The sequence below is a fragment of the Frigoribacterium sp. RIT-PI-h genome (assembly GCF_001297205.1).
Classification (GTDB): domain Bacteria; phylum Actinomycetota; class Actinomycetes; order Actinomycetales; family Microbacteriaceae; genus Frigoribacterium.
On record NZ_LHOZ01000076.1, the window covers coordinates 105111 to 119593 of the forward strand.

At 70.9% G+C, this 14483-nt stretch carries 11 protein-coding genes and 1 tRNA gene; 4 read left to right on the forward strand and 8 right to left on the reverse strand.

What is annotated here, in order from left to right; all coding sequences use genetic code 11:
• Positions 1 to 76: 76 nt before the first annotated feature.
• The 6 genes from AEQ27_RS10855 to AEQ27_RS10880 form a co-directional block, all read right to left on the reverse strand.
• Positions 77 to 1225 carry a DNA polymerase III subunit delta' gene (locus AEQ27_RS10855; protein ID WP_054146667.1) on the reverse strand — a complete coding sequence of 383 codons (1149 nt, stop codon included), beginning with the start codon at positions 1223 to 1225 and terminating at the stop codon, positions 77 to 79.
• Between the two features lie 40 nt (positions 1226 to 1265).
• On the reverse strand, positions 1266 to 4235 hold the full coding sequence (topA, locus tag AEQ27_RS10860) for a type I DNA topoisomerase (RefSeq protein ID WP_054146668.1): 2970 nt from the start codon (positions 4233 to 4235) through the stop codon (positions 1266 to 1268).
• 535 nt (positions 4236 to 4770) lie between these two features.
• Complete coding sequence (locus tag AEQ27_RS10865) at positions 4771 to 5061, reverse strand: TadE family protein (RefSeq protein WP_152970318.1); 291 nt, start codon at positions 5059 to 5061, stop codon at positions 4771 to 4773.
• A gap of 92 nt (positions 5062 to 5153) precedes the next feature.
• On the reverse strand, positions 5154 to 5414 hold the full coding sequence (locus AEQ27_RS10870) for a DUF4244 domain-containing protein (protein ID WP_054146670.1): 261 nt from the start codon (positions 5412 to 5414) through the stop codon (positions 5154 to 5156).
• Between the two features lie 102 nt (positions 5415 to 5516).
• Positions 5517 to 6578: a type II secretion system F family protein gene (locus AEQ27_RS10875; RefSeq protein WP_054146671.1), complete on the reverse strand. Its 1062-nt coding sequence runs from the start codon at positions 6576 to 6578 to the stop codon at positions 5517 to 5519.
• Positions 6575 to 7573 (reverse strand): TadA family conjugal transfer-associated ATPase, encoded by a 999-nt coding sequence (locus AEQ27_RS10880; RefSeq protein WP_255349765.1) that lies wholly within the window; start codon positions 7571 to 7573, stop codon positions 6575 to 6577. The genes AEQ27_RS10875 and AEQ27_RS10880 overlap by 4 nt, the downstream gene beginning before the upstream one ends.
• 452 nt (positions 7574 to 8025) lie before the next feature.
• Between AEQ27_RS10880 and acs the strand changes: the two genes are divergently transcribed.
• Entirely contained in the window at positions 8026 to 9978 is a 1953-nt protein-coding gene (gene acs, locus AEQ27_RS10885; RefSeq protein ID WP_054146673.1) for an acetate--CoA ligase, read from the forward strand.
• A 24-nt stretch (positions 9979 to 10002) separates the two neighbouring features.
• Here acs and AEQ27_RS10890 read toward each other — a convergent pair whose 3' ends face one another.
• The gene (locus AEQ27_RS10890; RefSeq protein WP_054146674.1) at positions 10003 to 10518 is read right to left on the reverse strand and encodes a RidA family protein; all 516 of its coding nucleotides are present in this window, start codon (positions 10516 to 10518) and stop codon (positions 10003 to 10005) included.
• On the reverse strand, positions 10518 to 10676 hold the full coding sequence (locus AEQ27_RS18090) for a hypothetical protein (RefSeq protein ID WP_167599048.1): 159 nt from the start codon (positions 10674 to 10676) through the stop codon (positions 10518 to 10520). The genes AEQ27_RS10890 and AEQ27_RS18090 overlap by 1 nt, the downstream gene beginning before the upstream one ends.
• Before the next feature lie 50 nt (positions 10677 to 10726).
• On the opposite strand from AEQ27_RS18090, the gene AEQ27_RS10895 reads away from it, so the two are divergent.
• The 3 genes from AEQ27_RS10895 (at position 10727) to AEQ27_RS10905 (ending at position 14402) form a co-directional block, all read left to right on the forward strand.
• Positions 10727 to 13285 (forward strand): transglycosylase domain-containing protein, encoded by a 2559-nt coding sequence (locus AEQ27_RS10895; protein WP_054146675.1) that lies wholly within the window; start codon positions 10727 to 10729, stop codon positions 13283 to 13285.
• Between the two features lie 44 nt (positions 13286 to 13329).
• Positions 13330 to 14250, forward strand: coding sequence for a metallophosphoesterase (locus tag AEQ27_RS10900; protein WP_137846672.1), 921 nt, complete (start codon positions 13330 to 13332; stop codon positions 14248 to 14250).
• Between the two features lie 78 nt (positions 14251 to 14328).
• Positions 14329 to 14402, forward strand: a tRNA-Pro gene (locus AEQ27_RS10905).
• Positions 14403 to 14483: the final 81 nt, after the last annotated feature.

The window sequence follows — 14483 nt, forward strand, 5'->3', positions numbered from 1 at the left end:
CATCGCGCATGCACCCGGGGAAAGGGGTGGACGGCCACCTCGCCGACCCGGTGCTCGTGGCGCTGCCACGCGCCGGTCAGCGGGTGGCGTGACGACTGACGACGACCAGCATGGCCTCGAGCGCCATGGCCGGCGACACGTTGGCCTCGATGCGGCGGCGGGCCAGAGCGATCGCGTCGAGCACGGCCAGGGTCGCGGCCGGGGTGGAGGCGGCCGCCGCGGCGTCGAGCTGTGCCCGGATGGCCTCGTTGATGGGCTGCTCGTCGACGCCGAGCTGCAGCAACAGGACGTCGCGGTACAGCGAGAGGAGGTCGACCATGATGCGGTCGATCCCGTCGCGGAGGCTCCGGGTCGCCCGGCGCTTCTGGTCGTCCTCGAGGGCACGCAGCTGGCTGCGCAGGGCCGGAGGCACGGTGCCACCCGGTTCGACGCCCAGCGACCGCAACGCACTCGCCCGTTCTTCGGCGTCGCGCTCTTCCGTGATCGCCTTCGCGTCGTCACCGGCGACCGCGAGCAGGGTGGCCGCCGCGATGACGGCGTCCGAGACGCTGCGGATGCCCAGGGCGGTCTCGAGGGTCTGTCGACGTCGCGACCTCGCCGAGGTGTCGAGTGCCAGGCGCCGCGCCATGCCGATGTGGCTCTGGGCCTCGCGGGCCGCCACGAGCGCGATCTCGGGGTCGACGCCGTCACGGGCCTCGAGGAGCGCGGCGACGTCGCCCACGGCGGGCATGCGGAGGCGCACGCTGCGGACGCGGGAGCGGATCGTCGGGATGAGGTCGGCCTCGCTCGGGGCGCACAACAGCCAGACCGTCCGCGGCGGCGGCTCTTCGAGCGCCTTGAGCAGGAGGTTCGAGGTGCGTTCGGTCATGCGGTCGGCGTCCTCGATGACGACCACCCGGTAGCGACCCACCGACGGCGAGAACTGGCTCGCCGCGACCAGCGACCGGACCTCGTCGATCGTGATGATGATGCGCTCCGTGCTCAGGACCGCGAGGTCGGGGTGCGACCTGGCGGCGACCTGCCGGAGGGTGGCCTCTTCGTCGGCCGGTTCTCGTGAGAGCAACGCGGCCGCGAAGGCGTAGGCGAGGTTCGAGCGGCCCGAGCCGGGCGGCCCGGTGATGAGCCACGAGTGGGTCATCGAGGCGTTGCCGGGCTGCGTGGAGGCCGCCGCGGTCAACGCCTCGATGGCATCGGGCTGACCCGTGAGGTGTTCCCAGAGGGGCATGGTCAGCGTGCGCCCTCGGCTCGGGGACCGACCGCGCCGGTCACTCGGCCGTGGCCTCCGGCGCCGCCGCCGCCTCGGCCGCCGGAGCCTTCTTGGCCGGCGCCTTCCGGGCGGCCGTCGTCGACGCCTTCGCGGTCGTCGCCTTCGCGGTCGTCGCCTTCGCGGTCGACGCCTTCGCGGTCGTCGCCTTCTTGGCCGGCGCCTTGGTGGTTGTCGCCTTCTTCGCCGGTGCCTTCTTCGCGGGTGCCTTCTTGGCGGCCGTCTTGGGCTTGGCCGGCCCCTTGGCCCGCTTGTCGGCGAGCAGCTGGACGGCGCGGTCGAAGTCGACCTCTTCGACCGTCTCACCGCGCGGGATGGTGGCGTTCGTCTCGCCGTCGGTGACGTAAGCGCCGAACCGCCCGTCCTTCACCTTGATGGGCTTGCCGCTGACCGGGTCGGCCTCGAACTCCTTCAAGGCGCTGCTGGCCTTGCGGGCGCCGTACTTCGGCTGGGCGTAGAGCTCGAGCGCCCCGGGCAGGTCGATCTCGAAGATCTGGTCCTCGCTCGTCAGCGACCGGGTGTCGGTCCCCTTCTTGAGGTAGGGGCCGTAACGCCCGTTCTGGGCCTGGATCTCGTCGCCGCTCTCGGGGTCGGTGCCGACGGTGCGGGGCAGGTCGAGCAACCGCAAGGCCGTGTCGAGGTCGATCGTGTCGACGCCCATGCTCTTGAAGAGCGACGCCGTGCGTTCTTTCGGAGCGGCGGCCTTCTTGGCAGGGGCTTTCTTCGCCGGAGCCTTCTTCGCCCCGGTCGTGGTCGTGGCGGCAGCCGCGGACTCGGTCACCTCGCCGGTCGCCGGGTCGGCCACGATCTCGTCGGTCGCCGACTCGGGAGTCCGCTCGGTGACGTACGGGCCGAAGCGGCCGTCCTTGGCGATGACCTCCTTGCCGGTCTCGGGGTTGAGCCCCAGCACGCGGTCGCCGACGACGGGGGCATCGATCAACTCACGCGCCTTCTCGGCGGTCAACTCGTCGGGAGCGAGGTCTTCGGGCACGTTCACGCGACGCGGGGTCTCGGGGTCGTCGCCGGGCGCCTCGAGGTAGGGACCGTAGCGACCGATGCGCAGGGTCACGCCGTCGGCGAGCACGATGGAGTTGATGTCGCGCGCGTCGATCTCGCCCAGGTTGTCGATGACCTTGCGGAGACCACGGTGCGACTCGTTGCCGAAGTAGAAACCGTTCAACCAGTCCACGCGGTCGGCGTCGCCGCCGGCGATGAGGTCGAGGTCGTCCTCCATGCTGGCCGTGAAGTCGTACTCGACGAGGTCGGCGAAATAGTCCTCGAGCAGACGGACCACCGAGAACGCGATCCAGTTCGGGACGAGGGCCGTGCCGCGCGGCGTGACGTAGCCACGGTCGACGATCGTCGACATGATGGCGGCGTAGGTCGAGGGGCGTCCGATGCCGAGCTCTTCGAGGGTCTTGACCAGGCTCGCCTCGGTGTAGCGCGGCGGTGCCGACGTGTCGTGCCCCTTCGCCTCGACCTCGTCGAGGCCGAGTGCCTGACCGGCGGTCAGTGGGGGCAGCTTGGCCTCGGCGGGTTCGGCCGTGCCGTGGCGGTCCTCGTCGCGACCCTCTTCGTAGGCGTTGAGGAACCCGCGGAACGTGATGACCGTGCCGGATGCGGCGAACTCGGCGAGCGTCCCGGTGGCGGCGCGGGGAGCGATGCCCTCGACCGTCCCCGAGGTCGTCGCCGACACGACGACCGACGCGGTCGATCCCTTGGCGTCCGCCATCTGCGAGGCGACCGTGCGCTTCCAGATGAGGTCGTAGAGCTTCCAGTCGTTGCCCCGCAGGACGTTCTGCATCTCGGACGGCGTCTTGAAGGTGTCGCCCGAGGGCCGGATGGCCTCGTGCGCCTCTTGGGCGTTCTTGCTCTTGCCCGTGTACAGCCGCGGCTTGTCGGGGACCGTGTCGGACCCGTAGAGCTTGGCGGCCTGGCTGCGCGCCGCACCGATCGCCTGCTGGGACAGCGCCGGCGAATCGGTGCGCATGTAGGTGATGTGGCCGTTCTCGTAGAGCGACTGCGCGACGCTCATGGTCTGCCGGGCGGAGAACCGCAGCTTGCGCGCCGCCTCCTGCTGGAGGGTCGACGTCGTGAAGGGAGCAGCCGGACGACGGGTGTGGGGCTTCGAGTCGACCGAGCCGACGACGATCTCGACGTCGGAGGAACTCAACGCCTCGGCGAGCGCACGCGACGCGGCCTCGTCGAGCGCGACGGCCTCGCCCTTCAGCCGACCCCGGTCGTCGAAGTCGCGCCCGGCGGCGACGCGTCCCCCGTTGACTCGGACGAGGCGCGACCCGAAGGCGACCTTCGCCTCGCCCTCGGCCGCGACGGGCTCGAAGGTCGCGGTGAGGTCCCAGTACGACGCGGAGACGAACGCGAGGCGTTCGCGTTCGCGGTCCACGACGAGACGCGTCGCGGCCGACTGGACGCGGCCGGCGGACAGCCCCGGTCCGACCTTGCGCCACAGCACGGGCGAGACCTCGTAGCCGTAGAGGCGGTCGAGGATGCGGCGGGTTTCTTGCGCGTCGACGAGGGCGGTGTCGAGGTCACGCGTGTTCTCTTGCGCCTTCTGGATGGCGTCCTTGGTGATCTCGTGGAACACCATGCGCTTGACCGGCACCTTGGGCTTGAGTTCTTGCAGGAGGTGCCACGCGATGGCCTCGCCTTCGCGGTCCTCGTCTGTCGCGAGGTAGAGCTCGTCGGCGTTCTTCAAGGCGCGCTTGAGGTCGGAGACCGTCTTCTTCTTGGCGTCCGAGACGACGTAGTAGGGCTCGAATCCGTTCTCGACGTCGACGGAGAACTTGCCCATCGACCCCTTCTTCAGCTCGGCCGGGAGGTTCTTGGGCTCGACGAGGTCGCGGATGTGGCCGACGGAGGCCAGCACCTCGTATCCGTCGCCGAGGTACTGCCCGATCGTCTTGGCCTTGGCGGGCGACTCGACGATGACCAGTTTCTTCGTGCCTGGCACGGGACTCCTTGGGTGGTGGTGCGGCGACCCGGTCCGACGGACCGGGCGAGGGGCTGCAGGGCGAGGACGGGGTGCTCGATCGCTCCCACCGACCCCGAGGAACGTCGGGAGCCGTGCAGCCGACAGCCACACCATACACACCCGACGCCCGGGCCCTCTTCACGGACCGCCACCCCGGGGCGGGGCCGTCGGGGGCGGCGAACCGGCCGTCGCCCGGGCCCTGACGGCGAGGGGACCGAGGGCCGTCGAGACCTCTACGGTGACCTCCGCGCCGGTGACGACGCAGGCCGAGAGCGCGACGCCGTTCGCCTCCGCGGTCGCGGCGGCCCGGTCGCAGACGGCGCCGACGACGGCCCCCGACAGGGCGTCGGCGGCCGCGAGCGCCGGGCGTCGGCCGCCCCGGCCGTGCGCGACCGGATGGCGAGGGCTGAGTGCGATCCGACGAGCGCGACGGCGAGGACCGTGATCGTCACGAGCCCGGCGGCCGACAGGACGCTCGAGCTGCCGCGGTCGCTCGCCAGCACGTGGCGGACGGTCATCGCCCGGCCGTCGGTGCGCAGCTGCGGGAGGTCAACGTGACCTCGCCGACGGGGCCGACCCGCACCTCCCGGCGGAGGTCGACGCAGACGAGGTCGGCGCCGACGGACTCGGACATCGCGGCTCCCGGCGCGAGCCTCTCCAGGGTCGCCCCGACCGAGCCGCGATCGCCCCGGGCGGTCTGTCGTGCCACCACGGCCGCGGCGTCCGCGAGGCGGACCGACTGCGAGGTGACACCCAGACTCGCGACGACGAACGCGACGACCAGGATCACGGCGGGCATCGTCATCGCGAACTCGACCGTCGCGCTTCCCCTCTCACCGTCGACACGACGGACCAGACGGACGAGGCACCCACGGACCCTGGGCGTCGCGACGGCGATCATCCGACCGACAGGGCCGACCGGACCAGGTCGGACAGGATGCCCCGGACCTCGTCCGACCTCATGATGGTGACGAGCAGGCCGGCGAAGCCCACCGCGGCCATGATCACGATGGCGTACTCGGCCGTGGCCGCACCGTCGTCGGCCCGGACGACGCGACGGGCGACGGAGGCGAGGCGGCACGCGGCCGAGGTACGGCAGGTGGAGGACGGAGCGCTCGTCGTGGGGACGGCGGGCGAAGGGGTCGCGGCAACGGTCATGATGTTCCTCTCGTGGGTGTCGGCACCTCTCCGGTGACGATCCGAGCCTGGCGGCATTGCGCGGACGGCCCACCGCCGTCGTCCTCTGCTGGGGACGGCCGGTCACCACGAGCCCGCTGTGGACGACACGAGTGACACCACCAGCGGGACGACGCCGATGACCAGGAACGCCGGCAGGATGCACACGCCGAGCGGCAGCATCAGGGTGACCCCGAGCCGCCCCGCAGCGGTCTGCGCTGCCGTGCGGGCCTCCAGTCGCAGCTCTCGGGCCTCGGAGCGCAGGAGCAACCCCGCCGGCGCCCCGGCACGACGGGACAGGTCGAGGACCGCCTCGCACCGACGCCGCTCGACCCGGTCGGCGGTCTCGTCGACCGAGCCCGCGGCTCCCCGTGGCCCGGGCACGACGGCCTCGAGCCCGCACGAGGCGACCGCCTCGTCGACGGCGGCGAGGCCGGACGACCACGAGGCTCCCCCGGACAGCGCCACGGCGAGGAGCTCGGGGCGCAACCCCGGCACCCTCGACGACGGCAGGGCACGACGGACGAGTCGGGCGTTCCACCGACGCGCCACGACCACGAGACACCCCGCGACGCCGACGCACGCCCATCCGATCGGGGTGCCGACGAGCACCGCGCCGGTGTCGAAGCCCAGCCCCGAGGAGAAGAGGAGGCCCACGGGCGGGAGGGCGAGGACCACGTTCGCCGTCGCCCGTGGTCCGCTCAAGGCCACCTGGACGTCGCGGCGGGCCTCGTCGGCCGCCCGGAGGGCCGACACGAGGGAGTGGAGGCAGTCGGCCATCGGTGCACCGCTCGTCTCGGCCACGCGCCAGGCGCAGGCGACCTGTCTCCACGTGCGGTCGTGCCCGTCGGAGTCCACGGCATCCTCGAAGGGTCGGGTGTCGAGCCACGACACGAGGCTGGTGGAGACCGCGACGCCGTCGCCGCCGTCGAGCGCGACCGCCTCGGCCAGCCGTCGGACGACCCCCGGGGGTTCGACCGCGCCGACGCGGCCCCAGGCGCGGGCGGGCGCGAGCCCGGCCCCGCCGCGGGCGGCGGCGCGGTCGACCCGGGCGGCGGGCGGGGGGGGTGGGGCCCGCCTCGTCCGCGGGCGCCCGGGCTCGAAGCGTCCGGTGCCCAGACGTCCGGGACCCGGGCCGCCGCTCACCCTCGTGATCCCGCCCGAGCGATCAATCGCCCGTCGGGCGTCACGGCGAGGTGGCCGATCTCGGCGAGCCTCCGGTGGCCACCTCGTCTCTCGAGGTGGAACACCGCGTCGATCGCGCTGACGGCATGTCGGGCGAGCGCGTCCACCCCCAGTCCCGCGAGCGCCCCGAGCGCCTCGAGCCGTGCGGGGACGTCGTCGAGACCGTTGGCGTGGACGGTGCCCGCGCCTCCGTCGTGCCCGGTGTTCAGGGCCGAGAGCAGGTCGCGGATCTCCCGCCCCCGGACCTCGCCGACCACGAGACGGTCGGGTCGCATCCGCAGCGCCTCACGGACGAGACGGGACAGATCGCCCCCGCCAGCTCCCTCGAGGTTGGGCTGACGCGTCTCGAGTGCCACCACGTGAGGATGACGGGGTCGCAACTCGGCGACGTCCTCGATGGTCACGATGCGGTCGGAGCCGGGGGCCTCGGACAACAGCGCGGCGAGGAACGTCGTCTTGCCGGCCCCGCCCGACCCGCTGACCAGGCCGTGGGCCCGTCGCTCCACGCAGCCGTTCACCGTCTCGAGGGCTCCCGCCGGGAAGAACCCGCGCCGATCCAGGTCGACGAGCGACATCGCCTCGGCCCACGGCACGCGGATCGAGAGAGCCGTCCCCGAGACCGCCAACGGAGGCAGGACGACGTGCACCCGGAGACCGTCGCCCAGGCGCACGTCGACGCAGGGACTCGACTCGTCGACGTGGCGTCCCCCGAGCGAGACCAGTCGGACGGCCACCTGCCGCGCCGAGGCCTCCGAGAGGTGGAGGCTCGTCTCGGGCTCGGCCCCGTCGCCGCGATCGACCCAGACGCCCACGCCGCCGGTCACGAAGACGTCGGTGACGGCCGGATCGTCGAGGAGGCGCCCCAAGGGTCCGAACGCGGAACGCTCGTGTCGGGTGAGCCTTCCTTGTACCCCGAATCGAGATTCTGTACCCCGGCCCGTACCGAGCGCCGCCACGGGAGGCAGGGCGAAGCGGGAGGGAGGGTGATCGAGGGTGAGGGACGGGTGACGGGCGGTGCCGACCTGAGGCGCGTGGGACATGGTCTCGACCGTAAGCAGGGCCCGACCGGAACAGACAGATCGGTAGAGCACCGTGGGGACGGATCGCCCGTCGCCACCGTTGGGGACGAGTCGACCGACCACCCGGGCGACGACCGGGTTAACGAGAGGGGCGGCACCGGTTGGGGGGAACCGGTGCCGCCACGTGCGTCGGGCGATTGGGGGGAATCAGCGCGACGCACGTCGGAATTGAATCCGACTCGTTCACTGTACCCCAGAACGCTCCGGGAACACCACGCCGCGCTCTCCTGTCAGGCGTGTCGTCCGCCCTGGCCCGGCGCGGCCTCCGGAGTAAGGTCGTCCGCGCGGCCCCGTGCCGCGGTTCACGCAACGAAGCGAGAGGACTTGCGATGCTCGACGGCACCGACGACCAGCCCACCGAAGGACGCACCTTCGCCCCGCCCGCCGCCTTCGTCCGGACGGCCGTGGCCGGCTCCGACCTCGCCGGACGAGCCGCTGCCGACCGCCTCGCCTTCTGGGGCGACCAGGCCCGCGAACGACTCACGTGGGGGCAGGTCCCCACCGAGACGCTCGACTGGTCGGACGCACCCTTCGCCCGGTGGTTCGCCGACGGCACGCTCAACGTCGCGTACAACTGCCTGGACCGTCACGTCGAGGCCGGGCACGGTGATCGCGTCGCGCTGCACTGGGAAGGCGAGCCCGGCGACGCCCGCTCGCTGACCTACGCCGAGCTGACCCACGAGGTCAAGCGCGCGGCGAACCTGCTGATGTCGCTCGGCGTGCGGGCCGGGGACCGCGTCGTGGTCTACCTCCCGCAGATCCCCGAGGCCGTGGTGACCATGTTGGCCGTGGCCCGGATCGGGGCCGTGCACTCGGTCGTCTTCGGCGGCTTCAGCGCCGAGAGCCTGCGGGCGCGCATCGACGACGCCGGCGCCCGCTTGGTCGTGACGGCGGACGGCGGCTGGCGCAAAGGGGCGGTCTCCCCTCTCAAGGCCGCCGTCGACGGGGCCCTGGCGGTGGACGGCGACTCCACGGTCGAACACGTCCTCGTCGTCCGGCGAGGCGGCAACGACGTCGACTGGACCGACGGCCGCGACGTCTGGTGGCACGACGCCATCGAGACGGTCGACGGTGAGCACGTCGCCGAACCCTTCGAGGCCGAGCACCCGCTCTTCATCCTCTACACGAGCGGCACGACCGGGAAGCCCAAGGGCATCCTGCACACCTCGGGCGGTTACCTCACCCAGGTCGCCTACACGCACTCCGTCGTCTTCGACCTGCACCCCGAGACCGACGTCTACTGGTGCACGGCGGACGTCGGGTGGATCACCGGGCACAGCTACGTCGTCTACGGCCCGCTCGCCAACGGTGCGACGCAGGTGCTCTACGAGGGCACCCCCGACTTCCCCGAGCCGGGCCGCTGGTGGGACCTCGTCGAGAAGTACGGCGTGACCATCTTCTACACCGCCCCGACGGCCATCCGGGGCTTCATGAAGTCCGGGAGGGAGATCCCGGGGGCCCGCGACCTCACGTCGCTGCGCCTCCTCGGGTCGGTCGGCGAGCCGATCAACCCGGAGGCCTGGCTGTGGTTCCGCGAGGTGATCGGCGCGGGCCGCACGCCCATCGTCGACACGTGGTGGCAGACCGAGACGGGTGCGCAGATGATCTCGCCGCTGCCCGGCGTCACGACCACCAAGCCCGGGTCGGCCCAGAACCCCCTGCCGGGCATCTCGGTGGACGTGGTCGACGACCACGGCACTCCCGTGGCGAACGGCGAGAGCGGCCTGCTGGTCGTCTCCGAACCCTGGCCGTCGATGCTGCGGGGCATCTGGGGCGATCCCGACCGCTACGTCGAGACGTACTGGAGCCGGTTCGGCGACCGCTACTTCGCCGGAGACGGCGCCCGCCGCGACGAGGACGGAGACATCTGGCTGCTCGGCCGCGTCGACGACGTCATGAACGTCTCGGGGCACCGTCTGTCGACCGCCGAGATCGAATCGGCCCTCGTGTCGCACCCGATCGTCGCCGAGTCCGCGGTCGTCGGCGCGGCCGACGAGACCACCGGTCAGGCGGTCGTGGCCTTCGTCATCCTGCGGAACAAGGCCAAGACCATGCAGACACCCGAGGAGGCGGTGGCCGCGTCGCGTGCGCACGTCGCCCACCAGATCGGCGCGATCGCGCGTCCGCGCCCCGTCGTGCTCGTCGACGGACTGCCGAAGACGCGCTCGGGGAAGATCATGCGTCGCCTGCGGCGGGACGTGGCGGAGGGACGCGGGGTCGGCGACACGACCACGCTGGCGGACACCTCGGTCATGTCGGTGATCGCCGCCGAGATGCGCTGACCCCGGCACGACGACGGCCCCTCCTCACGCTGAGGAGGGGCCGTCGTCGTGACAGGACGAGGAGGCGCGGCAGCGGACCGCGGGGGCGAGCGCGGCCTCGACGGGCGAGGCGAGCGGCAGCACCGCGACCCCCACGGCGCTGCGGGCGTGACGCCCGGCCTCGCCGAAGATCTGCCCGAGGAGGTCGGAGGCGCCGTTGATCACCCCGGGCTGGCCCGAGAAGTCGGGATCGGAGGCGACGAATCCGGTCAGCTTCACGACGCGGACGACGTCGTCGAGCGAGTCCAGGACCGTCCCCGCGGCGGCCAGGGCGTTCAGCACGCAGGTCGCCGCCATCGCCTGGGCGTCGGCGGGCCGGGCGAGGCCGTGGCCTTCGCCCACCTTGCCCGTGGCCGGCAGCTGACCGTCGACGAAGGGCAGCTGACCCGCCGTGTAGACGAGCGACCCCGTGCGGAGCGCCGGGACGTACGAGCCCGCGGGCGCCGCGACGGGCGGGAGGGCGAGACCGAGCTCGGCCAAGCGCTCGTCGACGGGAGCCATCAGGCGTCCTGCCGGGGGCGCTTGAGCCACGCGACGGGACCACCCTCGGGGCCCTGGGTCACCTGGACGAGTTCCCACCCGTCGGAACCCCAGTTGTTGAGGATCGCCGTGCTGTTGTGCACCAACAGGGGCGTCGTCGTGTACTCCCAAAGGACCATTTCGGCTTCCGTTCAGCTTGAAAATCGGCGATGTCGCTTACCCTGATCCTATGTCTGCCCAAAAATCGAAGCCCACGTCCGCCATCGGGGCACTCTTCGGATTCGTCGGCTTCAGCGTCCTGGCCGGCCTCCTGGTGACCATCGGCGTGACGCCGGCCATCGCGGTCGCCGGCATGACGGCCTCGAGTTCGATCGGGGTCTTCGAGTCGATCCCCGAGTACATCGAGATCGGCAAGCTGCAGCAGCGCAACACGCTGTACGCGACCCAGGGCGGGCAGCAGGTGCCCTTCGCGACCCTCTACAGCGAGAACCGCGTCGAGCTCTCGTGGGACGAGGTCAGCCCGAACCTGAAGACCGCCGTCGTCGCCGGCGAGGACCGCCGGTTCTACGAACACGGCGGCGTCGACGTCACGTCCCTCGTCCGAGCGGCCGTCGGTTCGGCGGGCGCCGGCGAGCTCGGTGCGAGCGGTGGTGGCTCGACCCTGACGATGCAGCTCGTGCGCAACATCCGCATCGCGCAGTCGCAGCAGCTGCCGACCGCGGACGAGCGGGACGCCGCCTACAAAGAGGCGACCACCACGACCCTCGACCGCAAGCTCGAAGAGATGAAGTTCGCGATCGGGCTCGAGAAGAAGTACAGCAAGGACGACATCTTGCTGGCCTATCTCAACATCGCCTACTTCGGCGACCAGACCTACGGTGTGCAGGCCGCCGCACAGCACTACTACAACAAGAGCGCCGCCGAGCTGACGGTGCCCGAGGCCGCCAGCCTCATCGCGATCGTGCAGTACCCCGACTCGCGCAACATGTCGACGCCCGAGAAGTACCCGGCCAACAAGGCCCGGCGTGACGTCATCATCAAGTCGATGCTCGCCGAGAAGGACATCGACCAGGCCACGGCCGACGCCTCGCTGGCCACGCCCGTCGAGAGCTACGTCGTGCTGACGGCTCCCTCGCAGGGTTGCGGCGCGGTCACCGTCCCCTCTGCCGCCTACTTCTGTGACTACGTCAAGAAGAGCATCAAGGACCTCGCCGTCCTCGGCTCCACCCCCGAGGAGCGTCAGACCAACTGGAACACCGGTGGCTACGACGTCTACACGACGCTTAACCTCGACCTCAACGAGAACGCCAAGGCGCAGGTCGACAAGTACGCTCCCGCCACCGAGAGCAACTTCCAGCTCGGCAGCGTCGTGGACTCCGTCGAGGCCGGTACCGGCCGCGTCGTCGTGATGGCACAGAACACCACGTTCTCCGAGACGTCGAGTCCCGACCGCACCCTCACCTCGGTGAACTACAGCACCGACCGGGACTACGGCGGATCGATCGGCTTTCAACCCGGTTCGACCTACAAGCCTTTCACCCTGATCGACTGGCTCGAGCAGGGGCACGGGATCTACGAGAGCGTCAACGCCAAGCCGCGGACCTTCAACATGACCATCGACGGCAGCCGGGGCAACAAGTACACCCCCAAGAACGACGCGGGTGAGCAGCCCGGCCAGATGAGCGTCGCGGACGCGACGGCGAAGTCGATGAACACGGCCTACGCAGCCATGGCCGAGAAGCTCGACATCGCCGACATCAACGGCGTCGCCAAGAAGCTCGGGGTGCACCGCGCCGATGGAGGCGAGATGCACGACTACGCGTCGTCGATCCTCGGCACCGCCGACGAGATCGCCCCGCTGACCATGGCGACCGCCTACGCCGGGATCGCCGCGGGCGGCGTCTACTGCTCGCCGATCATCGTGGACAACATCAAGGACGACAAGGGCGTCGACCTCGGCGGACAGCCGCAGTCGTGCAGCCAGGTCGTCGACCCGCAGGTGGCCGCGGCCGCCGCGGTGGCCATGCAGGGGCTGTGGCGGAACGGCACCGGCGTCGGCGGTCTGCCGGCCGACGGCTACCCCGAGATCGGCAAGACCGGTACGACCGACCTCAAGGACCAGATCTGGATCATCGGCGCCACGTCGAAGATCGCCACCGCCGTGTGGCAGGGAGTCGCGGACGGTCCCAAGAAGAGCCTGCGGTCGTACAACTCGCCGAACCTGGCCGGGTCCACGAGCTACGCGACGGCGCGTGTGCAGTACTTCAAGGCCGTCCAGAGCGTGAACAACACCGTGTATCCGGGAGGCGCCTTCGGTGAGGCCTCCGGTGCCGTGCTGCGCGGCTCCGGCGTGGCCGTCCCGGACATGGCCGGCACGACCCCGTCGGCAGCCCAGGCGCTGCTGAGAGGCGTGTCCCTGGCCTACGAGGACGGCGGCACCCAGCCTTCGGCCCTGCCCGCCGGTCAGGTCATCGGCTCGGACCCGGCCGTCGGCAGCGTCGTGTCGAAGGGCACGACCGTGAAGGTCTTCACGAGTGACGGCAGCGGTGCGGCAGCGGTCCCCGACGTGACGCGGCAGAAGGTGGGCGACGCGGTGAAGTCGATCGGTGGAGCCGGCTTCGACACGTCCAAGGTGTCCGTCGCAGGATTCACCCCCGGAGACGGGAAGAACGCCTGCCAGGTCGCCTCCACGAATCCCGCCGCCAACACGTCCGTCGCGAAGGACTCGGCCATCGGGCTGACGGTCTACGGCGACAAGGACGGCAACGACCCGGGCAACTGCGCGTGAGCCCACGAAGCACCGGAGGGCCGAGCGCCCTCCAGACGACGGCCGTGACCGCAGCAGCGGGTGCGGCCGTCGGCCTCGGAGCGCTCGCCTGGGGCGTCTTCGTCGAGCGCAACCGGTTCACGGTACGACACGAAGTGTTGCCCGTCCTCGAACCCGGCTCCCGGACGCTGACGATCCTGCACCTGTCCGACCTCCACCTCGCCCCCTGGCAGTCCGAGAAGCAGGAATGGGTCCGCGGCCTCGCCGTGCTCGAACCCGACCTGATCGTCAACACCGGCGACAACATCGGCCACGAGGACGCCCACACCGCCCTCGAATACGCGCTCGAACCCTTCCGCGGCGTACCCGGGGTCTTCGTCAACGGTTCCAACGACTACTACGGTCCCTCCCCCAAGAACCCCCTGGCCTACTTCGGCGGGCCGAGCAAGGCCCACCGAGCACCCGTCGACCTCGACATCGACCGGATGCAGTCGTTCTTCACCGACCAGCTCGGTTGGCTCGACCTGAACAACAGGGCACGAGCGCTCGAGCTGCGGGGCTCGCGACTCGAGCTGTTCGGCGTCAACGACGCCCACCGCGGCTGGGACCGTCTCGACCGCATCCCCGGCGCCCTCGACGACCTCCGCGAGAACGTGGGTTGGCAGGACGATCGCGGCGGGCCCGATCCCATCAGCATCGGCGTCACCCACGCGCCGTACCAGCGTGTGCTCAACTCGTTCGTCAACAACGGTGCCGACGTCATCTTCGGCGGTCACACGCACGGCGGACAGGTCCAGGTGCCCGGCTACGGCGCCCTCGTCACCAACTGCGACCTGCCCCGCAGCAAGGTCAGCGGCCTGACGACCTGGAGCCACGCCCGCAAGACCGCACACCTCGAGATCTCGGCCGGCCTGGGCACCTCGATCTACGCCCCCGTCAGGTTCTCGTGCCGGCCCGAAGCCGTGATCGTGACCCTCACGGCCTAGGTTCCACACGAGTGACACGAGCAGGCCCGAACATGGGCTATTCTTGTCAGGTTGCTTCACGTGAGAACGCGAAGACATCGGGGTGTGGCGCAGCTTGGTAGCGCGCCTCGTTCGGGACGAGGAGGTCGTGGGTTCGAATCCCGCTACCCCGACAAGAAATTGGCTCCACCCTCGGGTGGGGCCAATTTTCTTTGTGCTCGTTGGTTCGCCCTTCGGGCGACACAGCAAATGGC

What these genes read in the sequence shown, in the direction of transcription:
- AEQ27_RS18090 (WP_167599048.1), bottom strand. Translation starts at nt 10,676, where the DNA reads ATGGTCCTTTGGGAGTACACGACGACGCCCCTGTTGGTGCACAACAGC.
- AEQ27_RS10865 (WP_152970318.1), bottom strand. Translation starts at nt 5,061, where the DNA reads ATGACGATGCCCGCCGTGATCCTGGTCGTCGCGTTCGTCGTCGCGAGT.
- AEQ27_RS10855 (WP_054146667.1), bottom strand. Translation starts at nt 1,225, where the DNA reads ATGCCCCTCTGGGAACACCTCACGGGTCAGCCCGATGCCATCGAGGCG.
- AEQ27_RS10870 (WP_054146670.1), bottom strand. Translation starts at nt 5,414, where the DNA reads ATGACCGTTGCCGCGACCCCTTCGCCCGCCGTCCCCACGACGAGCGCT.
- acs (WP_054146673.1), top strand. Translation starts at nt 8,026, where the DNA reads ATGCTCGACGGCACCGACGACCAGCCCACCGAAGGACGCACCTTCGCC.
- AEQ27_RS10890 (WP_054146674.1), bottom strand. Translation starts at nt 10,518, where the DNA reads ATGGCTCCCGTCGACGAGCGCTTGGCCGAGCTCGGTCTCGCCCTCCCG.
- AEQ27_RS10895 (WP_054146675.1), top strand. Translation starts at nt 10,727, where the DNA reads ATGTCTGCCCAAAAATCGAAGCCCACGTCCGCCATCGGGGCACTCTTC.